The following is a 22151-nucleotide window of genomic DNA, read 5'->3' on the forward strand; positions in this document are numbered from 1 at the left end:
TTGACGGATCCCCTGTCCGATATCCTCGCCTTGCTGAGACCCCGCACGGTCGAGACCTATGGCATCGTTTCGGGCGGAGTCTGGGCGCTCGACCTTCCCAGGGGATATCAAGGGGTGAAATTCGGCGCCATCGCGCGCGGCGGATGCTGGCTCAAGGTCAAGGGCGTCGCGGAGCCGATCCGGCTCGACACCGGCGACTGCTATCTGCTGACGGGCCAGCCATTCTGGCTGGGCAGCGACACCAGCCTCCCGGGGGAGGATGCCAGCCGTCTCTCCATCGACCCGGCGACCCGCATTGCCCGCCACGGCCCCAGCGACAAGACCTTCCTGGTGGGCGGCAGGCTCAGCTTCGACGAGAGCCATGCGCTTCTTTTGACCGCAACGCTTCCGCGCGTCATGCACATTCCGGGATCTTCCGATGAAGCGGCCGTACTGCGCTGGACACTCGACCAGCTTGCGAAGGAACTGACCGATCCCCGTCCCGGCGGCGCGCTATTGTCCGAACATTTGGGACATATCCTGTTCGTCAATGCGCTGCGGCTGCACATGGCAAGCGAGGGTAACAGCAGTCCAGGCTGGCTCAAGGGTCTTCGCGATCCACGCGTCGGGCGCGCATTGCGGGCCGTGCATGCCGAGCCGTCGCGGCCATGGACATTGGAGATGCTCGCCAGCGAGGCCGGCATGTCGCGGACCGCCTTCGCGCTTCGCTTCAAGTCGCAGGTCGGCTGGTCACCGATCGACTATGTGCTGCGCTGGCGGATGCGGCTGGCGGCCGGGACACTTTCGGCCGGCCGCATTACCACGGCCGAACTCGCACGAAACATCGGCTATCAATCCGAGACGGCGTTCAGCACGGCATTCAAGCGCGTGATGGGATGCACGCCCAAGCAGTACGAGATACGCGCAAGGCTTTCGGCGGGATAGGCCGGCACTTGCAACATCAATCCGACCTGGCGGATCGTTACTGCCGAAGCAGGATCAGCGGATCGGCGCTGTCGGGAACCCGCCGCCATTGCGCGTTGTCATCGGCCTCGAAGGTCCAGATCTCACCGCTGTCAGCGATCAGCAAAATCTGGCCGTGATCGAGCCGCCACTGCGTCGGTGCGAACGCCGCGACAACGGAATCGCATTTGGGTTTCAGGAACACCTGGAAATTGTCCTGACTGGCTTCGGTGTTGGTCAGGGTCAGGCCACAGATCGATTGGCCATTGCCGCGAACCATCGCCCAGTCGCCGATCATCTGGTCCATCGATTTCGCCAGCGAGCGGGCGGCGGCGAGGTCTTGCAGGATGTAGATGCCCTCGCCGGTCCGCATGCCCTCGAAAATCCCGGTCTCGACTTCGGTGAGGTCGACCACCGACTGCCCGGCGGCGTCCTGAAGCCGGACGATGTCACCGAGGCCTTTGATGCTCCAGGCGGTGATATCCTTGGTGAACGGCAGTGCCGCCGCACAGCCCGGCTCCAGTTCCAGCTTGAAACCCTGCGGCGTGGAATCATTCTTCAAGGTCACGACACAGGTCTTGCTGCGGTCGGTGGTCGCAAGCTCCCATTGGCCGATCATTTCCTTCCGCAGATCGGTAGCGTCCTGCGACCGCGCCGGCGACACGCAGGCAATCGCCGCCCAAAGCGCGGCGACCGCCATGCGGGCGCGGCGGCCGGACATCAGCGGCTCTTTACCGGGGTTTCCGCGACGGGGGTCAGCGGCGGCTTCCCGGCAAACCAGGCTTTCAGATTGTCGACCACCAGTTGATCCATCGCATTGCGGGTCACCACCGAAGCCGAACCGATATGCGGCAGCAGCACGACGTTCTGCATGGCCTTCAATTCGTCGGGCACGTTCGGCTCTTTCTCGAACACGTCGAGGCCCGCAGCCAGGATCGTCCCCGACTTCAGCGCCGCGATCAGCGCCTGTTCGTCGATGACGGTGCCGCGCGCGACATTGATGATCACGCCGCGCGGTCCGAGCGTCTTCATCACTTCGGCGTTGATCATTTTCGCCGTGCTGGGACCGCCCGGCACGATGACGACCAGCGTATCGACCGCCTTGGCCATCTCGATCAGATCGGGATAATGCCGGTAGGAGAGGTCGGGCGCGGGATTGCGCGTGTGGTAGACTACGGGAACCTGCGAAGCGTCGAGCCGGCGTGCGATCGCCTGCCCTATCCGGCCCATGCCGACCATTCCCACCTTGCGGTCGCGCAGCGAGCCTACGCTCAACGGAAAACTCTGCGCGCTCCACAGACCGGACCGCACATAGCGGTCGGCCTTGATGAACTCGCGCAAGGTCGCGATCAGCAGCCCCATCGCGAGGTCGGCGACTTCCTCAGTCAGGACATCCGGTGTGTTGGTGACGATGATGTCATGCTCGCGCGCATAATTGGCGTCGATATGGTCGTAGCCGACGCCAAAGGTGGAAACGATCTCGAGCTTCGGAAAGCGCGCCAGCGTCGCGGCATCGCCCCGCGCCGAACTATAAGTGATGGCCATGCCGCGGATCTTCGCGGCCACCGCCGGGCTCAACCGATCGAGATCGCCTGCAGTTTCTGAGGAATGCAGAACGAACTGATCGGAAAAACCGTTATCGACGATCGGCTTGCTTGGCCCGTAGGCCAGGAGATCGATCTTCTCGGAAGAGATAGTCCCGCTCGCCATCAGCTTTCCTTTCCAAGCGCGCTCTCATGCCAGCGCCGCAATATCAGATGCGAAACCAGCGCCAGCAGCCCATAAATGACAATTCCGGCGACGGAGAGCAACAGCAGTGCGGCGAACATTCGGGGAATGTTGAGGCGATAGCCGGATTCCGCAATCCGATAGGCCAACCCGGCCCCCGCGCCGGCCGAGCCGGCCGCGATCTCCGCCACCACCGCGCCGATCAGCGACAGGCCGCCCGCGATCCTTAGGCCTCCAAGGATGAACGGCAGCGCCGCCGGCAATTTCAGATATCGCAGCGTCTGCAACCGCGATGCGCCGTAGAGCTGAAACAAACCGGCCAGATTGCGATCCACGGAGTTCAGCCCCAGCGTGGTGTTGGACAGCACCGGAAAGAACCCCACGATCCAGGCGCAGACAATGACCGCGGTCTGTTGCGGCAGATAGATCAGCAGCAATGGCGCGATGGCGATAACCGGCGTGACCTGGAGGATCACCGCATAGGGAAACAGCGAATATTCCAGCCATCTCGATTGATTGAACAACAGCGCCAATGCGATGCCCCCGACGGCGGCGGCGGCAAATCCCTCCAGCGTGGTCAGTAGTGTGGTCAGCAGCGACTGCCAAAGCACCGGCCAATCATTGACGAGCGTATGAAAGACCATCAACGGTCCGGGCAGCACATAGGGTGGAATGTCGTTGAGGCGCACCACGAGGCCCCACACGGCGATGCCGGCTGCGAGCACGGCCACGGGAAGCAGGATGCGGACGACGTCCAGGGCGCGTCTCTTGGACTTAGACTTGGGTCTGGCCTTCGCTGCGGGTATCGGCGTTGCTGGCGGCGGCTTCATCTGTCCGCATTCTCGTCATAGGACGGCGCCAGCGCCTTCGAAACCTCACGGCAATAGCCGGCATAGGCTGCCGACGTCCGGAACTCCTCACCACGCGATTCGGGAGCGTCGATGCGAAATTCCGCGCTGATGCGCCCGGGCCGCGCAGTCATCACGATCACACGCTGCGACAGGTACACCGACTCGAACACGGAATGCGTGACGAAAATGACGGTCTTGCGCAGGTTGCCCCACAGCGAAAGCAGATCGTTGTTCAAGCGAAAGCGGGTGAACTCGTCGAGGGCGGCGAACGGTTCATCCATCAAGAGAATGTCGGGATCGGTAACCAAAGCGCGCGCCAGCGAGACGCGCATTTTCATGCCGCCTGACAATTCGCGCGGAAAACTATCCGCGAATTCCGCGAGTCCAACCTGCGCCAGCGCCGCATTGATGCGCGCATTCGCCTCCGCGACCGGCACACGCGCCAGCTTCAACGGCAGCCGCACATTTTCCCGGACGCTGGCCCACGGCATCAGCGTCGGCTCCTGAAACACGAAGCCGATGCTCTGCCCCGTCTGCGCCCGGTCGGCGCGATTTGAAACGCGGACGGTGCCCGAGGTCGGGGCGTTCAGCCCTGCGATCAGGCGAAGGGCGGTCGATTTTCCGCAGCCCGACGGCCCGAGCAGGGACACGAATTCGCCGCTGCGCACGTCGAGATCCAGCGGTCCCAACGCCTCCACGCCGCTGTCATAGACCTTGGTGACGCCGCGCAGGCTGACGGCAAGGCCGGACGGGCCAGCATCGAGATCGGACAAGGCTGCAGGATCAGGCATGGCGTATCTATAGCGTTTTCGGGCGAAGTGGATACCGGCTCGCGTCACGAAAGCGCATCAAAGCAAGACCGGAGCCCGGTTGTACTTCAATCAAGGCCGCGGCTAGTTCTTTTTGGGCCGCAGATCGAGACCGACGCCCTTGTTGGTGAAGCGAAGTGTGTAGCCCTTGCGGTAGTCGATGTCGCTGCGCACGACACCGGCGCGCACCATTTTCTCGAAGAAACTCGCGACCCTCGCATCGTTCATCGCGCCGATGCCGTCGTGCAGCGCGTCACCGGAATCGACGATGCCGTATTCCTTCATCTTGGCGATGGAATAGGCCATGAGCTCATCCGTCATTTCCGGATTGAGCTTCTTGATCAGCGCGTTGCCTAGCGTATTGTCGCCATACAGATAATGGTACCAGCCGAGGATAGAGGCGTCGACGAAGCGTTGAATCAGATCCGGCTTTTTGTCGATCAGATCGCCGCGCGTCTCGATCATGGTGGAATAGGCGTTGAAGCCGTAATCGGCCAGCAGCAGGACGCCGGGCTTGAAGCCGGCGGCTTGTTCAACCGCGAACGGCTCCGAGGTCACGTAGCCCTGCATCGCGCTCTGCTTGTCGGCGATAAAGGGCTGGGAGTTGAAGGTATAGGGTTTGACCTTCTCCTCGCTGAATTTGTATTCGGACTTCAGCCACTGGAAATAGCTGACGATCCCTTCCTTGGACACGAACAGCGTCAGCGGCTTGAGATCCTCGATCGTGCCGACCTTCGCTTCCGGATGCGTCAGGAAAACCTGCGGATCCTTCTGAAATATGGCCGCAACGTCGACAATGGGGACATTGTTGGCAACGGCGTCAAACGATTGCAACGTGTTCGCGCTCAGGAAAAAATCGAGTTTGCCGGCGATCAGCAGAATACGGTTGTTGTCGTTCGGGCCACCGGGCACGATCGTGACATCGAGCCCATATTGCTGATAGGTGCCGTCGGCCAGGGCCTGGAAAAATCCGCCTTGTTCCGGTTCCGGGACCCAGTTGGTCCCGAACGAGACCTTGTCCAGCGTTTGCGCGGCCGCGGATGACAGGGCCATCACCAAGGCCAGCAGACCAGCCGTTAACGCTTGCGGCAAAAGAGCTGGCTTCATGGTTGGACTCCGTTGATCGTTCTGGCCCATGATGGCGGGATCACCGCTCCGGACGCCGGTTACGCCTCTTACGGGAACGGGACAAGCTACCTTGCAAATGGGCCCAAAGAAACGTTTTACGCGATGACCTCAACCGCTCCTCCCCGCGACTGGACCGACATTCACTGGCCCGATATCGCCGGAACCGACGCGGCGCGGTGGATCGCGGTCCTGCCGCTGGCCGCGACCGAGCAACATGGCCCGCATTTGCCTGTAGGCACCGACGTCATGATCGCGGAGGCCTATCTCGAACGCGCGCGCGAGCTTCTGCCCGATGCCGCACCCGTGACATTCCTGCCCTTGCAGCCGGTGGGGATTTCGACCGAGCACATCGACTATCCGGGCACGCTGACGCTGCCGCCCGAAACCGCGCTGCAAGGCTGGATGGCGCTCGGAATCAGCGTCGCCCGCGCAGGCGTCAAAAAGCTAGTCATGGTCACGAGCCACGGCGGCAACAGCGCGGCCATGACTCTCGTGGCCCAGGATCTGCGCGCAGAATACGGACTTCTCGCGGTGACCACGAGTTGGTCGCGCTTCGGCGCGCCGGACGGGTTGTTTTCTGAGGAAGAATTACGCCATGGTGTTCACGGCGGCGCGGTCGAAACCTCGATCATGCTGGCGCGATATCCGAAAGCCGTGCGCAAGGAGAAGATCGCCGATTTCCGGCCCTCCAGCATCGCCCTGGAAAAAGACCATCGTTGGCTTTCCACGCATCGCCCGGCGCCATTCGCCTGGCAGGCGCAGGACCTTCACCCGAGCGGCGCCGCCGGCGATGCCACGCTGGCCTCGGCGGAGAAAGGCCGGCGGCTGATTGATCACGGCGCCGCCGCGTTTTGCGAACTGCTCGCCGATATCGAAAAATTCGATCCGGGGACGCTTTCGGATCGCCCGGCAGACTGACGCCCGCCCCGGCGGACGCCCTGGGCAGGTCATCTTTTTCAGCCGCCGCATTTTTCCACCGCTCCGATGCTGCCGGCGATTTGGTGTTGCATGCGTGTCACAGAACGATGCCAACAAACGAATGCCTCGTCATCCTTTCTTGCAATTAAGAATTATTCGCAATAAGCCTTTTGCTGAAAGGTCAAAGGCTTGGGATCGAATTGCGCCTGCTCTTGAGCTGGCTTTTGGCCTTTAAGGGGGAAGCCATCGGCCGGCTGACCAAATCATTCGCCCGATTTCTTTGGTGGCAGCGTGACGGCAAATCAGAAATGACAAAAGCGACTGCCGGAATGTTCGCGCTGGAAAAATTCGCCTGATGAACCGCCACGGCCAAAGCTGGGAGTACCTCTGCGCAGGCGTTGGATTCAGCGTGCTTACGCTCGCTACTCCAGCAGCTGCGGCGGACATGGCGCGCAAAGCGCCTGAGCTCCAAACCGCTTACGACTGGACCGGATTCTACGTCGGCGGCCATTTCGGCTATGGCGGCGGCAGCCTGGGCACCGGCACCAATCCACTGCCCGAAGAGGGGGTGGTCCTTCCGCATAGTATCACCGGCCTGATCGGCGGTTATGAGGCCGGCTACAATCAGCAATTGGCGAACCATGTCGTGCTCGGCATCGAGGCGGATGCGTCATTCAGCAGTCCGGCGGACGGTCCGCGCCTGGCGCCGGCCGCCTTCAACGCGACGCTCGATTACGTCTCTACGGTGCGCGGCCGGGGCGGCTACGCCTTCGGAAACTGGATGCCCTATGTGACCGGCGGCTTCGCCTGGGGCCACACCCATATCGATCTCAACGACGCGGCGGGGAACATCTACGCCACGCCGGGGCAGATCCAGACCGGCTGGACGGTCGGCGCCGGCGTCGAGTTCGCCGTGAGCGGCCATTGGACCGCCAAGCTCGAATACGATTACATCGATCTGACGCATCGGATCTACGACCTCAGCGGGTTCGGGCTGCCCAGCATCGGCGTCGACCCCAGCGTCCACCTGTTCAAGGCTGGGCTGAATTATCGCTTTGCCGATAATCCGGCATGGACGGCGCAAGCAGCCGCCAATGCAAGGACCACGCTGCCCGAGTCGGACGACTGGAATGTCCACGCCCAAACGACCTTCCTTCCTTCGGCCTATCCTTCGTTCCGCTCGCCCTATGCGGGCGCCAACAGCCTTCCCGGTGGCGGCCAGACCCAGGAAACCTGGACCACGACCGCCTTTCTCGGCGTGCGGCTCTGGCAAGGCGGCGAGTTCTATTTCAACCCGGAGCTGGCGCAGGGATTTGGCATCGGCGGCACGCTCGGCATCGCCGGCTTTCCCAACGGGGAAGCGCAGAAGGCCGGCGCCGCGGAACCGAAACTCCGTCCGCAGCGCTATTACCTGAAACAGACATTCGGTCTCGGCGGCGGCCAGGAAGAGGTCGATGACGGCCCCAATCAGCTCCCGGGCAAGCGCGACATCGACCGGATCACGCTCATCGTCGGCCGCTTTGCCGTCGGCGATTTCTTCGACAACAACAGCTACTCGCACGATCCGCGCGCGGACTTCATGAACTGGGCGCTATGGTCGTCGGCCGCCTATGATTTTCCGGCCGATCTGCCGGGCTATACGAACGGCGCGGTGGTCGAATTCAACCGCAAGGACTGGGCCGTCCGCGCCGGCGCGTTCGAAGTGCCGGCGGATCCCAACAGCGACGTGCTGACCTACAAGACCGGCGGCACCGTGGTCGAATTCGAGGAACGCCATACCGTCTTCGATCAGCCCGGCAAACTGCGGCTCGGTGCCTTCGCCAACAGCGGCAACACCGGCAATTACCGCCAGGCGCTGGCGATCGAAGACGCGGACCCCGCGCTCGACATCAACTCGGTCATGACCGGCATCCGCCACGACAACCTCAAATATGGATTCTACCTCAACGCCGAACAGCAACTCGTCAAGGATATCGGCCTGTTCGCGCGGGCGAGCTGGAATGACGGCCAGACCGAGATCCTGTCCTTTACCGACGTCGACCGCAGCATTTCAGGCGGCCTGTCGATCAAGGGCAGTTTCTGGGGACGACCAAGCGACACGGTCGGCATCGGCGGCGCGATCAACGGCCTGTCCGACGCGCACCGCGATTTTCTCGCCGCCGGCGGCCTCGGCCTGCTGATCGGCGACGGCCAGCTCAACTACCGCCCCGAGCAGATCCTCGAGACCTATTACGCGTATTCGGTGAGCAGGAATTTGACGGTCACCGCGGACTATCAACTCATCACAAATCCCGCCTATAACGCCGATCGTGGGCCTGTCTCGGTCTTCTCGGCCCGTTTCCACGGCGAATTCTAGAGCATGCCCCGAAGGCCCGCGTCGGCAGCGCGACGCAGTCACCGGCTCGCGTGAAGAAAATGCGTCACGATAGAGGATAAAGGCGGCGTCTATGGCGGTTCAGGATATTCGCCCGGTCGCGCTTCGACAGGCATTACAGCCCAATATCTGGGACGTCGTGGCGCTGATTCTCGTGCTCGGCGCGATGGTGCTGATCGTCTATGGCGGCGAGCAGACCACCGCGCCGTTGGCGGCGCTTGACGTCACGCCGGTATCGCTCGATCCGGCCAACCTCCCATTCTACGCGCTGCGCACCACCTTGCGCATGCTGCTGGCGATCGTCTGCTCCATCATCTTCACCTTCATCTACGCGGCGCTTGCCGCCAAGAGCCGCCGGGCGGAGATGGTGCTGATCCCGCTGCTCGACATCCTGCAATCGGTGCCGATCCTGGGCTTCCTGACCTTCACGGTCGTCTTCTTCATGAACCTGTTTCCCGGCCGCGTGATCGGCGCCGAACTCGCCTGCGTGTTCGCGATCTTCACCAGCCAGGCCTGGAACATGACCTTCAGCATGTATCAGTCGATGCGCAACGTGCCGAAGGATCTGGAAGAGGCGACGCAGAGCTTCCATCTCAGCGGCTGGCAGCGTTTCTGGCGGCTCGATGTGCCGTTCGCCATGCCGGGCCTGATCTGGAACACGATGATGTCGATGTCGGGCGGCTGGTTCTTCGTGGTGGCCTCCGAGGCGATCACGGTCGGCAACACCACGGTCACGCTGCCCGGCGTCGGCTCCTATGTCGCGCTCGCCATCCAGAAACGCGACCTGCCCGCCATCGGCTATGCCATCCTGACCATGCTGCTCGTCATCATCGTCTATGACCAGTTGCTGTTTCGCCCCGTCGTGGCCTGGGCCGACAAGTTCCGGTTCGAACAAACCGCGTCCGGAAACGCCCCGACCTCCTGGATGCTCGACCTGTTCCGGCGCACCCGCGCGCTACGCGCCCTGTCCTCGCCGTTCACGACGCTGAACAAGATCGTCTCCAACCTGCATATCGCGCTTCCCGGCTGGTCGCCGACAGCGCCGAAAAAACGCGGCGAGCCCTCGCGTCTGGTCGATGCGCTGTGGCTTGCCCTGGTGATGGCCTGCACAGGCTACGCGGCCTGGGAAGCCTATCAATATCTGTCGGCGACATTGAGCCTGTCGGATGTCTTCATCGCATTCGGATATGGATTGATGACGCTGCTGCGGGTCATCGTGCTGATCGCGCTGGCCTCGCTGATATGGGTGCCGGTCGGCGTCTGGATCGGGCTGCGACCGAAACTGGCGGAGTTGATCCAGCCGCTCGCGCAGTTCCTGGCGGCGTTTCCGGCCAACCTCGCTTTTCCGGTATTCGTGGTGGTGATCGTCCGCTACGGCCTGAACGCGAATATCTGGCTCAGCCCGCTGATGATCCTGGGCACCCAGTGGTACATCCTGTTCAACGTCATTGCCGGCGCCAGTGCCTTCCCGAGCGACCTTCGCGAGGCCGCCGGCAGCTTCCACTTACGGGGATGGCGATGGTGGACAAAGGTCATCCTGCCCGGCATTTTCCCCTATTACATCACCGGCGCGATCACCGCCTCCGGCGGATCATGGAACGCCGCCATCGTTGCCGAAGTTGCAAGCTGGGGCGACACCCGCCTGACGGCGACGGGGCTCGGCGCCTATATTGCGAAAGCGACGGAAGCGGGCGACTTCCCGCGTGTCGTGCTCGGCATCGCCGTGATGTGCATTCTGGTGACGCTGTTCAACCGGCTGCTGTGGCGGCCGCTCTATGCCTTCGGTGAACGCCGTCTTCGGCTCGGCTGATTTCTTGGATCATTTGAGCATGATCTTTTCGAAAAACCGGCTGCCGCTTTCCGGATCATGCTGTAGGGGAAACACATGCTCGATCAAATAGACCAGACCAGCCTTATCGATATCCGCGGCGTCTGCCGGTCGTTTCCGAAAGGAAGCGGCGAGGATCTGCTGGTGCTGGAAAATGTCGACCTGACGATTCAATCCGGCGAAATCGTCGGCCTTCTCGGCCGCTCCGGATCCGGCAAGTCGACGCTGCTGCGCATCATCGCCGGCCTCGTTGCGCCCTCATCGGGGGAGGCGAAATGCCGAGGCGAGATCATCAAGGGGCCGCCGAACGGCGTCGCCATGGTGTTCCAGTCGTTTGCGCTGTTCCCGTGGCTGACCGTTTTGCAAAACGTTGAATTGGGGCTGGAAGCGCTCGGGATCGACAGCGCCGAGCGCCGCACACGGGCGCTCGCGGCGATCGACCTGATCGGTCTCGACGGCTTCGAATCCGCCTATCCCAAGGAGCTGTCGGGTGGCATGCGCCAGCGCGTCGGATTCGCGCGGGCGCTGGTGGTGCATCCCGACCTGTTGCTGATGGACGAACCGTTCTCGGCGCTCGACGTGCTGACCGCGGAGACGCTGCGCACCGACCTGATCGATCTCTGGACCGAGGGCCGGCTGCCGATCAAGTCCGTCCTGATGGTAACGCATAACATCGAGGAAGCGGTATTGATGTGCGACCGCATCCTGGTGTTCTCGTCCAATCCCGGACGCGTCGCCGTCGAGATCAAGGTCGACCTGCCGCATCCGCGCAACCGTCTCGACCCGACCTTCCGCCAGCTGGTCGACAGCATCTACGCCCGCATGACGCAGCGCGAGGAGCCCAAGGCTCCCACCGTCGAAGGTGCTCACAGTGCCGGCGTCGGCACGGTCCTCAATCACATCTCCTCCAACGTGCTGTCCGGCCTGATCGAAACGCTGGCGGGGCCGCCCTATAATGGGCATGCTGACTTGCCGGTCCTCGCCGGCCAGCTACAGCTCGAGGCCGATGAACTGTTTCATTTCGGCGAGGCGCTGCAACTGCTGAAATTCGCGCAATTGAGGGAAGGCGATCTGGTGCTGACCGATGCCGGCATGCGCTTTGCCCATCTCGAAACCGACGATCGCAAAAAGCTGTTCGCCGAACATCTGATCAATTATGTGCCGGTCATGGGCCTGATCCGCCGCGTGCTCGACGAGCGGCCCTCGCACACCGCTCCCGCCGCGCGCTTCCGCAACGAGCTCGAAGACTATATGTCGGAAGACTATGCGGACGAGACCCTGAAGACGATCGTGTCGTGGGGACGCTATGCCGAGTTGTTCGCCTATGACGAGCAGTCGGAACTTTTCAGCCTCGAAAACCCGCATTAGGGCTGACCAGTTTACACCGTCATTCCGGGGCGAGAGCAAAGCCTCGCGAACCCGGAATCCAGATATGACCAGCGCGAGATTCCGGGTTCGCGCTGATGCGCGCCCCGGAATGACAGCCTAAATCCCTACCCCACAGGCGTAAACGAATCCGCCCGCGCCATGCTCCAGGCGTCGCGGAAGCGCACGTCATTGGTGCCGTCAAGCAGTTCACCCGGACGCAGCGTCGGATAGAGCCGCGCGAACGACTGCACTTCGGTCGTCGACGCCCGCTGCGAGAAATGGATCGAGCGCAGCTCCTGCGGGTGTTCGAGTCCGGCAGCCGCGATCAGTTCGGCCAGCGCGTGCAGCGTCGAGTGATGATAATTGTGGACCCGCTCGATCTTGTCGGGCACCACCAGCGCGCGATTGCGGATGGGATCCTGCGTCGTCACCCCGGTCGGGCAGCGGTCGGTGTGACAGCTCAGTGACTGGATGCAGCCCAGCGAGAACATGAAGCCGCGGGCCGAGTTGCACCAGTCGGCGCCGATCGCCATCGCCCGCGCCATGTCGAAAGCGGTGGCGATCTTGCCGGAGGCGCCAATCCTGATGCGATCGCGCGCCCTGATGCCGACCAGCGCGTTGTGAACGAAATTGACGCCCTCGCGCATCGGCATGCCTAGATGATCCATGAATTCCAGCGGCGCCGCGCCGGTGCCGCCTTCATTGCCGTCGACCACGATGAAGTCGGGATAGATCCCGCTTTCGAGCATGGCCTTGCAGATCGCCAGGAATTCCCAGGGATGGCCGATGCAGAGCTTGAAGCCGGCCGGCTTGCCGCCGGAAAGCCGCCGCATCTCGCCAATAAAGGCCATCATCTCCAACGGCGTCGAGAACGCGCCGTGAGACGCCGGCGAGATGCAGTCCTCGCCGATCGCCACGCCCCTGATTTTCGAAATCTCTTCCGAGACCTTGGCGGCCGGCAATACGCCGCCATGGCCGGGCTTGGCGCCCTGGCTGACCTTGAGTTCGACCATCTTGATCTGGTCATCGGCCGCGACGCGCGCGAATTCCTCGGGATTGAACGAGCCGTCGCGGTGACGGCAACCGAAATAGCCCGAGCCGATTTCCCAGATGATGTCGCCGCCGTTCTCACGGTGATAGGGACTGAAACCGCCCTCGCCGGTGTCGTGCGCGAAGCCGCCCTTCCTGGCGCCGGCGTTCAGCGCGCGTACCGCGTTCGGACTGAGCGCGCCAAAGCTCATCGCCGAGATATTGAAGACCGACGCCGAATACGGCCTGGTGCAGTCCGGACCGCCGATGGTGATGCGGAATTTTTCGTCCGCATGCGGCTTCGGCGCGACCGAATGGTGCATCCATTCATAGCCTTCGCGGTAGACATCCTCCTGCGTACCGAAGGGCCTTTTGTCGAGCACCATCTTGGCGCGCTGATAGACTACCGCGCGGGTGTCGCGGCTGAACGGCATGCCGTCCTTCTCGCTTTCGAAGAAATACTGCCGCATCTCCGGCCTGATCTCTTCCAGCAGAAAGCGCAGATGCGCCGAGATCGGATAGTTGCGCAGGACCGCGTGGCTTTTTTGCGTGAGATCATGGACGCCGAGCAGAGTGAGCGCCCCGAAAATCAAAAGCGGAATCAAGACCAGATCGAACGCCTTATGATCGAACAGTCCGAACCCGAGCAACAAGGCCGTAACGACGCTGCAAATCGTCAGAACGATGAAACGCGGAGAGAACGGGAGCAGCAATGTTTCCATGGAATTCCTCGGGCAGATTCTGCCGTATTGTTCTGGTCGGCCCCAAGCCTAATTCAAAATGGCCGATAACCCATACACGATATACGGCGCGGCGGTCATGGATGTGACGGCCGGTCGCCGCAAGGCGATCGAATGAGGCCGAGCAGGATCCATCGGCAGATCGACAGCCGCTTCCTTTTGCAGTGCAATGCAGGCTTGGTTTTGAACCGGCCGCAGCTTCGCCAAAGCAATGATTGCCGTTATTCCGCGTGGGTCCCGGGGGGGCGGCGTCCGAGATAACGGCTGTGGGGCTAGCGTTCGACGAACGCCTTCTCGATGACAAAATGGCCGGGTTCGCCGTGGCTCCCTTCGAGGAAACCGCGCGCTTCGAAGAGCTGCCGCAGTTCTTCCAGCATCGCCGGGCTGCCGCACATCATGATGCGGTCGGTTTCGATATCGAGCGGCGGCTGGCCGATATCGCTGAACAACTGTCCCGACGTGATCAGATCGGTGATACGGCCTCGGTTGCGGAACGGCTCGCGGGTGACGGTTGGATAGTAGACCAGCTTGTCGGCCAATAGCGGCCCAAAGAGTTCGTCGTCGCGCAGCTTGGCCACCAGTTGCTCGCCATAAGCGAGCTCCGATACCTGACGGCAACCGTGAACCAGCACCACGCTTTCAAACCGGTCGTACACGTCCGGATCCTTGATCAGGCTCGCGAACGGCGCAAGACCGGTACCGGTCGACAGCAACAACAGCCGCTTGCCCGCAATCAGATTGTCGGCGATCAGCGTGCCGGTCGCCTTGCGCCCGACCAGGATGGTGTCGCCCTCCTTGATCTTCTGCAGCCTGGACGTCAGCGGCCCATCGGCAACCTTGATGCTGAAGAATTCGAGGGCTTCTTCGTGATTGGCGCTCGCCATGCTGTAAGCGCGCATCAGCGGACGGCCATCGATTTCGAGGCCGATCATCGCGAATTGCCCGTTCAGGAAACGAAAGCCGGAATCGCGGGTGGCGGTGAAGCTGAAAAGCGTGTCGGTCCAATGGTGGACAGAAAGAACTTTCTCTCGGTAGAACGCGCTCATATTTTGGTTTTTCCGGTAGGCCTGAAGTAGAACTCATCGCCGCTGCCTGGGCTCAGTCTGACGAAAACCCTAAAACAACCGGCGATTTTTGACTGTGACCTACGCCAAAGCCGGAGATAGTCAACCTTCGCAGATGCACAATTGAGCATTCAAAATCGCAGCCGATTCCTTGTGCAAAATGGTTCGGGTAAGCGGGCTGTAGGCGCAATTAACTTGCTTAAATTGACGCCATTAACGCAATAAATTTGCTGTTACACCCAGACTGGAGAAAAGTTCGATCCGTATGCAAAGCCTCGCGAAAATCCGATCCGGAAAACCGGGCTGTTACCCCGACCAGTCCGTCTATGCGGAATTTGCCTGCTCCGAATTGGGACTGGCATTTGAGGATGCCGGCGGCGGAACGGGACTGGTCTTCAGCGTCGCTTCCGGAACCAAACGCGCCTATTTCGGGGCGGGGCGGTGTTCCTGGTATCCGCAGAACAATGCCACTGCCGCGACACTCGCCTCGGATAAATACTTCACCAACGTCATCCTTGAACGCGCCGGCGTTCCAACGCTCGGTGGCGACTATTTCTTCCTGCATGAGAGGCATCGCGCTCACCGTCCCGAGGGACATGAGATCGAAGATGCCCTGGCCTATTTCAGACGGCTCGGCGCGACCGCGTTCGTCAAACCGCTGACGGGCTCGCGCGGCGATTTCGCGCAAGGCGTTTCCGGCGAAGCCGCGCTCATCGGATATATCCGGGAGGTCTCCCGCTACTACGATTCGATTCTGATTCAGCCGGCCATATCCGGCCTCGAATATCGGATTTTCCTGCTCGACGACGAGGTACTCTATGCTGCGCGGAAATACCCGCCCTTCGTGCTGGGCGACGGCGTGCATACGATCCACGACCTCCTGATCGCGCACAACATGGCGTTGCGGGCACGCGGGCTGTCGCCGGCCTTGGTGAGCCCGGAGCGAAATAGCTCACTGGATGTCGTGTTGCCCGAAGGCGAACGCTGGGAAATTCCGGGCCGGATGAATCTGAGCGCGGGCGGAGTGATGACAATCGAGGGGCCTGCTTCCGATGTCGCGCCCGCCCTGGCGAGAAAGGCCGTCCGCGCGCTCGGACTTCGCGCCGCCGCGGTCGATTTGTTTACGAACATCAATGAAGAACCGGATGCGACGGCGGTGATCGAGGTGAATTCAAACCCTTCGATCCGGCTGTTGGAAGAGTGCAACCGTCCCGATCTGATCCTCAAAATCTGGCGACATGGCTTTTCCGCGATGGGATTGCTCTAGTGTTCGATCTGCCGAGATATGGTGACGGCGTTTGCCTGGCGCGGATGGCCGAACTGCTCGATGCGCTGGCCGTGGACCGTGAACGGCTGCAAGCTGTTTCCGTCGTCGTGACCGGCTCCAACGGCAAGGGAAGCACCGCCGCATTCTGCGCCGCCACCGGCCAGGCCTTTGGCCTGCGGACCGGCCTGTTCACCTCGCCCCATCTCTATCGCTTCAACGAACGGTTTCAGGTCGACGGCGCAGCGATTGGCGGTGACGATCTGGCGCGCCTGAAGGAGCGGATCGAAACAGCCATCGCCGAGATTTCGCGGCGCCGGAACGAACGGTTCGGAAGCTTCGAGGCCATGTTCGCGCTGGCCTGCCTTTATTTTCAAGAGAAGCAATGCGATTTCGCGGTGTTCGAGGCCGGCATCGGCGGCCGCTATGATCCGGTCCGTCTTGTCGGCGCGCGCTTCGCCAGCGTGACCTCGGTCGATTACGAGCATGTCGAATTGCTTGGCCGTTCGCTGGAATTGATCGTTTCCGACAAGAGCGACGCCTGCACATCCGGCGGCACCATTGTTTATGGCGAGAACTGCCTGCCCTTAAAGCCGCATATAACGGAATATAACCGCAGCCGCCGGATCACGTCTTTGTTTGTCCGCGACCAGATCGGAATCGGTAGCGAATCTATCTCGGCGTCGGGACAGCGGTTCGATTTCCGCTTCGACGGTCATGATTTTCGCGGGCTCGAAACCCATTTGCTGGGCACATTCCAGCTCAATAACGCCGCCATCGCGATCGCGTTATTCCTGCTCTGGTTGCGCACAGCACGCCCACGGGAAACGCCGGCCGCGACCGAGGCCGCGATACGAACCGGCCTGCGCGAGGCACGCTGGCCGGGACGGCTGGAAGTCATCGCGCGCGATCCGCTGACTGTGGTCGATGTCGGCCACACGCCCGACGGCGTCAGGCAATCACTCGCCAGCCTAAAGGCGGCGCATGGCGCGGACGGCTGGATCCTGGTGTTCGGCGTTTCCCTCGACAAGAAGGCGGACGAGATCGCAGCCGTGCTGGCGTCGTCGTTCGACACGATCATTTGCACCTCCGCGCATCACAAGGGCGCAAAGGCGGAAGACATCGCCGCCGCCATGCGCCGGGCCAATCCGCAAGCAGCCGTTCACACAACGGCGACGATCGAGGAAGCCGTCAGGCTCAGTCATTCGCTCGCAACATCGCAGCACCGGAAGATCTACGCGGCCGGCGGTCTGTTTCTGGCGATCGAATATGCGACCATCGCAAGGGGCGGCCGGGCCCAGGACCTGAATTTTCTGTGAAACCTTCCGTTAACCCGAGATTAACGACCTGTTAACCATAAAAGGTCGATGTTCGCCTCATCAGGGAGCCTCGCATGACCGACCTATCCTCGATCACATCGTCCATGTCCTCGACCATTTCGAGACAAACGGCATCACTCGGCAAAGCAGCCAACGCGACCCAGAAAAGCTTTTCCGATGTCATGTCCAAGCTCGGAACGGAAGTTGGGATCAAACCCAAGACCGGCTTCGTGGCAGGCCCGACCTACGAGGCAAACACGCTGGTCGGTCAAACCAAATCCGCGTTCAACCACGCCATCGACGCCACCAAGGCGGCGCTTCAGATCAAGCCCTAGACTCGAAACGGCGATTTGCATCATGGCCGGGCTTCGTTCCGGCCGTATCGCTGTCGGCGACTTTGGCGAATTCGAGCAGCGCCTCGCGCGCCCGCGCGATCACGCTTCCCCACTCGCGGGTCTCGCTTTGCCGGAACAGACGCGCGGTCGGATACCAGGGGCTGTCGTCCCGATCGAGTAGCCAGCGCCAATCCGGCGCATGCGTCAACAAGACCCAGACCGGCTTGCCCAATGCGCCCGCCAGATGCGCGATGCTGGTATCGACGGATATGACCAGATCGAGCTGCGAGATCAGCGCCGCCGTGTCGGAGAAATCGCCAAGCTCCTCGCCGAATGTGAGCATGTCGCATCCCTTCAGAATCGCCATCTCTTCAGGGCGGGTTTCCTTTTGCAGGCTCACAAAATCGGCTTCGGCCGCAAGCAGCGGCAGGAGATTGTTCAGACCGATCGACCGTTCCCGATCCCTGACATGTTTCGCATTGCCGGCCCAGGCGAGCCCGACCCTCAAGCGACGCTTCGCCCCGAGCGCCGTGCCCCAATATTCCAGGGCCTGCTTTGGTAAGCTCATATAGGGCGTGTTCGCGGGGATCGTATCGAGCCGAGTTCCGAATGCCAGCGGCAGGCTGGGGAGAGGACACCGGAGGTCGAACGACGGCAGGGTGTTGCCCTTGGCGACAACCCGCGCCACGCCGGCAAGGCCGGCCATCAGTTCCTCGAGCGGCTCTTCGACTTCCAGGACGACGCGCGCGCCGCGCGCGGCGACCAGCGGCGCGTAGCGGCAGAACTGGATGCTGTCGCCAAAGCCCTGCTCGCTATGGAGCAGGATTGTCTTGCCGGCGATCTCCGTATCCCCGAGCCAGAGCGGCTGCGGAAACTCGCGCTCCGTGATTTTCGCCGATGGGGCCTTGCGGCGCCACTCATATTCGATCCATCCGCGCTCGAAGTCGCCGGTGACGAGGCTCGACAGGCCCTTGAGAAAATGCGCGTCGGCATGGTCCGGGTGCAGAGCAATCGCGCGATCGTAGCCCGTCAAGGCTTCGTCGAACCGCTTCAGGTCATATAGCGTGACGCCTCGATTGACGAGCGCTTCGGCGTAATCCGGCTGCGCGGCAAGCGCGGAATCGTGGCTCGCCAGCGCTTCCTCGAGCCGCTGAAGCTTGTGCAAGGTGACACCGCGGTTGTTCAGCGCGGCCGCATCATCCGGCCGCGCCGCAAGCGCGCGCTGCTGGCTTGCCAGCGCCTCGTCATATCGCGCCAGTTCGTGCAAGGCGACGCCGCGATTGGTGAGCGCCTCGACATGATCCGGCGCCACGGCCAGCGCCCGTTCAAAGCTCTCCATCGCTTCGCCCGATCGCCCGAGTTCGTGCAGCACGGCGCCACGGTTGACGAGAGCCTGGGCGTCATCGGGGCGCAACGCGATGGCGCGGCCGAAGCTTTGCAGAGCCTCCTCGAGTTTCCTTTGATCGTGCAGCACGGCACCGCGGCTGACCATCGCTTCAGGGTAATCCGGACGCAGGCTGAGCGCGCGATCATAACTCGCCAGCGCTTCGTCGAATCGCTTAAGCTTATGCAGGATGACACCGCGGTTATAGAGCGCCTCGACGTGATGCGGTTGCAGGTTGATCGCGCCATTGTAACTGGCCAATGCTTCTTCATGCCGCGCCAGTCTGCCCAGCGCATTTCCGCGATTGCTGAACGTATCGGCATTGTTCGGCCGCAGGGCGATCGCGCGATCATAGTCTTCGAGCGCTGCGCCGAACTGCTTCAGCTCGTAACGGGCAATGCCGCGATTGACGAGCGCCTCGACGAAATCGGGCCGCAGGGCGAGCGCGGCGTCGTAACTTGCCAGCGCCTCGGCGTGCCGTCCCAAGGCCTGCAAGGTCACGCCACGGTTATTGAGCGCCTCGGCATAATCCGGCCGCAAGGCAAGCGCCCGGTCGTAACCTGCAAGCGCCTCGTCGAATCGGCCGAGTTCCTGCAGCAGGCCTGAACGATTGTTCAGCACCTCGACCATGTCCGGCTGCACGCCGAGCGCGCGGTCGTAGCTCTGCAGCGCCTTGTCGTATCGCTTCATCGCCTTCAATAGCGCGCCGCGGTTGCTGAGCGCCTGGACGAAGTCCGGCCGCAGCGACAGCGCACGGGCATAACAGGCTAGCGCCGCCTCGTTCCTGCCCAGCGACATGTGAACCACCGCCAGCAGATTGAGCGCAACGGCGGATTCAGGATCGGCAGACAATATCTTCAAACATGTCTGCTCGGCCTCCGCGAACCTGCCCGCATGATAGAATTTCAGGGCGATGTCGAAGACCTGCGATAGCGTCAGCGAGACGGTCGTCATTCCATGCGCCTTCAACGATCGGAAGCGGCTACGGCCAGGTGAATGACGTTGCTTTATCTGACTCGCCCGGATTCTGACCAGCGCAATCGAGCCGGCGCAAGGCGCGGTCGTCAAAGGGCGATCGGGATAAAGCTTGCCATCATTTAACCGTGCTGCGGTTGCGCGGCATGCGAGCTTTGTGGAAACTGGTGCCTCTGCCATCGGGCACTCGAACGGGATATCACAGGATGCGGATATGTATTTTCGGCGCAGGCGCCGTCGGCAGCCATTTTGCGGTGCGGCTCGCGCTTGCTGGCCATGACGTTTCCTGCGTGATGCGTGGGCCGCATCTGGAGGCCGTGAAGGCGAAGGACCTGACGCTGCGGGTCGCAGACGCTGAGTTCAAGGCGCAGGTCAAGGCCTCGGATGATCCGGCCGCGCTCGGCCCTCAGGACCTTGTGATCAGCACGCTGAAGGCGACCGGCCTGCACAGCCTGGTCGCTGGCCTGCCGCCTTTGCTCCACGACGATACCGCCGTGGTGTTCGCCCAGAACGGTATTCCCTGGTGGTACGACCTCGGGCTTGCTGCCGGCCATCCGCCTCCGGATCTTTCCTTCCTCGATCCCGGCGGACGGTTGCGCGCGACCGTCACTCAAAAGCAGATCATTGGCGGTGTGATCTTCTCGGCGAACGAGGTGATCGAGCCCGGCGTCGCGCTGAATTTATCCCCTGATCGAAACATGCTGCAGATCGGGGAATGCGACGACCGGTCAACCGAGCGAATCGAGCGGCTCCGGGCCGTGCTCAACGAAGCCTCGATCGCATCGCCACCGGTGGCGCAGATCAGGGAAGCGATCTGGTCCAAGCTTCTGACCAACATGTCGATGTCGGTGTTGTGCCTGTTGACCGGGCAAACCGCCAGGGCGGTCAGGGATGATCCAGACCTGCGCGATGCGCTGCAGCGCCTGCTCGACGAGGCGAACGCGATCGGACAAAGCTGCTACCCGAACGTAAAACGCGTCACCCGTACCGGTCCCGCCCCCGACCACAAGCCCTCAATCTTGCAGGACTATGAACTCGGCCGCGCCGTGGAGATCGACGTGCTGGTCCGGGCGCCTGCAGCTTTTGCCAGGGCCGCGGGGCTGTCGACGCCGATGCTTGATCTGATGGCGGCGCTGGCGATCCAAAAGGCGCGGGACAAAGGGCTCTATCACGGCTGAATTCACCTCGCGGTCAGGAGGAATCTCGGCGTGCAAGTCAAGGACAAGGTTTGCGTGGTTACGGGCGCGGCGGGCGGAATCGGTGAGGCCGTCGCCCGCGCCTATGCCGCAGCCGGTGCGCGCGGCGTGGTGGTTGCCGACCTCAAATCGTCACGTGGCAAGCTCGCGGCCGTGGCGGGAGACATCGACGGCCTCGCCGTGACGGCGGATATCGGGCAGGAAAGCGATGTCCGGGCGCTGATCGCGGCGGCCGAAGCCAAATACGGACCGATCGATATTTTCTTCTCCAATGCCGGCCTGTCGCGAAAGGGACAGGAAACCGCGTCGGACGCCGACTGGGACGTGAGCTGGCGCGTCCATGTCATGAGCCATGTCTTTGCGGCGCGCGCATTGGTGCCCGGCATGCTGGCGCGAGGCTCCGGCTATCTGTTGAACACGGCATCCGCCGCGGGACTGTTGGCGTCGCTGAATTCGATGCCCTATGGCGTAACCAAGAACGCCGCCATCGCCCTGGCCGAGCACCTTGCCATTCAATATGCCGACTGCGGCATTCGCGTTTCGGTGCTGTGCCCACAATCCGTACAAACCGGCATGGCCACGCCCGGCCCGAGCGCCGCGCGGGTCGACGGCGTGATGCTGCCCGCCGAAGTCGCCCGCCTCGTCATCGAAGCGATGGCAGACGAGCGGTTCCTGATTCTCTCACACCCGACCGTACACGAATACATGCAGCGGAAGGCTTCCAGCCGGGACCGCTGGCTGGCCGGGATGCGGCGGCTGCGTGACAGGATCTATGGCGCTCCGTACACGGACGAGCCCGTTTAACGCATTTTCTTTACGCGAACCGGTGACACTCCGCTCAAAAAGGCTATAGAAGAGCGGCATTCAGATGATCGCTTTGGGAAAATTCCCGGTTGGGA

At 62.2% G+C, this 22151-nt stretch carries 19 protein-coding genes; 11 read left to right on the forward strand and 8 right to left on the reverse strand.

Features of this window, described 5'->3' with window-relative positions; all coding sequences use genetic code 11:
* Entirely contained in the window at positions 1-924 is a 924-nt protein-coding gene (locus tag HB630_RS19090) for an AraC family transcriptional regulator (RefSeq protein WP_213773825.1), read from the forward strand.
* A 37-nt stretch (positions 925-961) separates the two neighbouring features.
* Here the strand turns inward: HB630_RS19090 and HB630_RS19095 are convergent, their stop codons facing one another.
* From HB630_RS19095 to HB630_RS19115, 5 genes are all read right to left on the reverse strand, one after another.
* Entirely contained in the window at positions 962-1642 is a 681-nt protein-coding gene (locus tag HB630_RS19095; protein WP_249780937.1) for an AprI/Inh family metalloprotease inhibitor, read from the reverse strand.
* A 20-nt stretch (positions 1643-1662) separates the two neighbouring features.
* Positions 1663-2652, reverse strand: a complete 990-nt coding sequence (locus HB630_RS19100) for a 2-hydroxyacid dehydrogenase (protein ID WP_213773827.1) — start codon at positions 2650-2652, stop codon at positions 1663-1665.
* Positions 2652-3500, reverse strand: coding sequence for an ABC transporter permease (locus HB630_RS19105; protein WP_213773828.1), 849 nt, complete (start codon positions 3498-3500; stop codon positions 2652-2654). The genes HB630_RS19100 and HB630_RS19105 overlap by 1 nt, the downstream gene beginning before the upstream one ends.
* Positions 3497-4312 (reverse strand): ABC transporter ATP-binding protein, encoded by an 816-nt coding sequence (locus HB630_RS19110; RefSeq protein ID WP_213773829.1) that lies wholly within the window; start codon positions 4310-4312, stop codon positions 3497-3499. The genes HB630_RS19105 and HB630_RS19110 overlap by 4 nt, the downstream gene beginning before the upstream one ends.
* A 102-nt stretch (positions 4313-4414) precedes the next feature.
* Positions 4415-5437, reverse strand: coding sequence for an ABC transporter substrate-binding protein (locus HB630_RS19115; protein ID WP_213773830.1), 1023 nt, complete (start codon positions 5435-5437; stop codon positions 4415-4417).
* A gap of 123 nt (positions 5438-5560) precedes the next feature.
* Here HB630_RS19115 and HB630_RS19120 point away from each other — a divergent pair, with 123 nt between their 5' ends.
* The 5 genes from HB630_RS19120 to HB630_RS19140 all read left to right on the forward strand — a co-directional run bounded on the left by HB630_RS19120 (position 5561) and on the right by HB630_RS19140 (position 11946).
* Entirely contained in the window at positions 5561-6376 is an 816-nt protein-coding gene (locus HB630_RS19120; protein ID WP_213773831.1) for a creatininase family protein, read from the forward strand.
* A 170-nt stretch (positions 6377-6546) separates the two neighbouring features.
* Entirely contained in the window at positions 6547-6732 is a 186-nt protein-coding gene (locus HB630_RS19125; protein ID WP_213773832.1) for a hypothetical protein, read from the forward strand.
* Positions 6732-8732, forward strand: a complete 2001-nt coding sequence (locus HB630_RS19130; protein ID WP_213773833.1) for a carbohydrate porin — start codon at positions 6732-6734, stop codon at positions 8730-8732. The genes HB630_RS19125 and HB630_RS19130 overlap by 1 nt, the downstream gene beginning before the upstream one ends.
* A 91-nt stretch (positions 8733-8823) precedes the next feature.
* Positions 8824-10560, forward strand: a complete 1737-nt coding sequence (locus HB630_RS19135; protein WP_213773834.1) for an ABC transporter permease subunit — start codon at positions 8824-8826, stop codon at positions 10558-10560.
* Between the two features lie 75 nt (positions 10561-10635).
* Positions 10636-11946, forward strand: coding sequence for a nitrate/sulfonate/bicarbonate ABC transporter ATP-binding protein (locus HB630_RS19140; RefSeq protein WP_213773835.1), 1311 nt, complete (start codon positions 10636-10638; stop codon positions 11944-11946).
* A gap of 125 nt (positions 11947-12071) precedes the next feature.
* On the opposite strand, the gene HB630_RS19145 is transcribed toward HB630_RS19140, so the two are convergent.
* Both HB630_RS19145 and HB630_RS19150 read right to left on the reverse strand, forming a co-directional pair.
* Complete coding sequence (locus tag HB630_RS19145) at positions 12072-13697, reverse strand: FMN-binding glutamate synthase family protein (protein ID WP_213773836.1); 1626 nt, start codon at positions 13695-13697, stop codon at positions 12072-12074.
* Between the two features lie 290 nt (positions 13698-13987).
* Positions 13988-14761 (reverse strand): ferredoxin--NADP reductase, encoded by a 774-nt coding sequence (locus tag HB630_RS19150; protein WP_213773837.1) that lies wholly within the window; start codon positions 14759-14761, stop codon positions 13988-13990.
* Between the two features lie 367 nt (positions 14762-15128).
* Between HB630_RS19150 and HB630_RS19155 the strand changes: the two genes are divergently transcribed.
* From HB630_RS19155 to HB630_RS19165, 3 genes are all read left to right on the forward strand, one after another.
* On the forward strand, positions 15129-16046 hold the full coding sequence (locus tag HB630_RS19155; protein WP_249780918.1) for a hypothetical protein: 918 nt from the start codon (positions 15129-15131) through the stop codon (positions 16044-16046).
* Positions 16046-17362 carry a Mur ligase family protein gene (locus tag HB630_RS19160; RefSeq protein ID WP_213773839.1) on the forward strand — a complete coding sequence of 439 codons (1317 nt, stop codon included), beginning with the start codon at positions 16046-16048 and terminating at the stop codon, positions 17360-17362. The genes HB630_RS19155 and HB630_RS19160 overlap by 1 nt, the downstream gene beginning before the upstream one ends.
* 74 nt (positions 17363-17436) lie before the next feature.
* Positions 17437-17697 (forward strand): hypothetical protein, encoded by a 261-nt coding sequence (locus HB630_RS19165; RefSeq protein WP_213773840.1) that lies wholly within the window; start codon positions 17437-17439, stop codon positions 17695-17697.
* Here the strand turns inward: HB630_RS19165 and HB630_RS19170 are convergent.
* The gene (locus HB630_RS19170; RefSeq protein WP_213773841.1) at positions 17687-20035 is read right to left on the reverse strand and encodes a tetratricopeptide repeat protein; all 2349 of its coding nucleotides are present in this window, start codon (positions 20033-20035) and stop codon (positions 17687-17689) included. The two genes, HB630_RS19165 and HB630_RS19170, sit on opposite strands and share 11 nt — an antisense overlap.
* Positions 20036-20262: 227 nt before the next feature.
* Between HB630_RS19170 and HB630_RS19175 the strand changes: the two genes are divergently transcribed.
* Both HB630_RS19175 and HB630_RS19180 read left to right on the forward strand, forming a co-directional pair.
* Entirely contained in the window at positions 20263-21234 is a 972-nt protein-coding gene (locus HB630_RS19175; RefSeq protein WP_213773842.1) for a 2-dehydropantoate 2-reductase, read from the forward strand.
* A 30-nt stretch (positions 21235-21264) separates the two neighbouring features.
* Complete coding sequence (locus HB630_RS19180) at positions 21265-22056, forward strand: SDR family NAD(P)-dependent oxidoreductase (protein ID WP_213773843.1); 792 nt, start codon at positions 21265-21267, stop codon at positions 22054-22056.
* Positions 22057-22151 lie beyond the last annotated feature (95 nt).

It is taken from the genome of Bradyrhizobium sp. dw_78, assembly GCF_018449525.1.
GTDB lineage: Bacteria > Pseudomonadota > Alphaproteobacteria > Rhizobiales > Xanthobacteraceae > Bradyrhizobium.

Coding starts and splice junctions, on each gene's coding strand:
- HB630_RS19165 (WP_213773840.1), top strand. CDS start 17,437: ATGACCGACCTATCCTCGATCACATCGTCCATGTCCTCGACCATTTCG.
- HB630_RS19100 (WP_213773827.1), bottom strand. CDS start 2,652: ATGGCGAGCGGGACTATCTCTTCCGAGAAGATCGATCTCCTGGCCTAC.
- HB630_RS19150 (WP_213773837.1), bottom strand. CDS start 14,761: ATGAGCGCGTTCTACCGAGAGAAAGTTCTTTCTGTCCACCATTGGACC.
- HB630_RS19140 (WP_213773835.1), top strand. CDS start 10,636: ATGCTCGATCAAATAGACCAGACCAGCCTTATCGATATCCGCGGCGTC.
- HB630_RS19130 (WP_213773833.1), top strand. CDS start 6,732: ATGAACCGCCACGGCCAAAGCTGGGAGTACCTCTGCGCAGGCGTTGGA.
- HB630_RS19175 (WP_213773842.1), top strand. CDS start 20,263: ATGCGGATATGTATTTTCGGCGCAGGCGCCGTCGGCAGCCATTTTGCG.
- HB630_RS19170 (WP_213773841.1), bottom strand. CDS start 20,035: ATGACGACCGTCTCGCTGACGCTATCGCAGGTCTTCGACATCGCCCTG.
- HB630_RS19145 (WP_213773836.1), bottom strand. CDS start 13,697: ATGGAAACATTGCTGCTCCCGTTCTCTCCGCGTTTCATCGTTCTGACG.
- HB630_RS19115 (WP_213773830.1), bottom strand. CDS start 5,437: ATGAAGCCAGCTCTTTTGCCGCAAGCGTTAACGGCTGGTCTGCTGGCC.
- HB630_RS19095 (WP_249780937.1), bottom strand. CDS start 1,642: ATGGCGGTCGCCGCGCTTTGGGCGGCGATTGCCTGCGTGTCGCCGGCG.
- HB630_RS19110 (WP_213773829.1), bottom strand. CDS start 4,312: ATGCCTGATCCTGCAGCCTTGTCCGATCTCGATGCTGGCCCGTCCGGC.
- HB630_RS19120 (WP_213773831.1), top strand. CDS start 5,561: ATGACCTCAACCGCTCCTCCCCGCGACTGGACCGACATTCACTGGCCC.
- HB630_RS19105 (WP_213773828.1), bottom strand. CDS start 3,500: ATGAAGCCGCCGCCAGCAACGCCGATACCCGCAGCGAAGGCCAGACCC.
- HB630_RS19135 (WP_213773834.1), top strand. CDS start 8,824: ATGGCGGTTCAGGATATTCGCCCGGTCGCGCTTCGACAGGCATTACAG.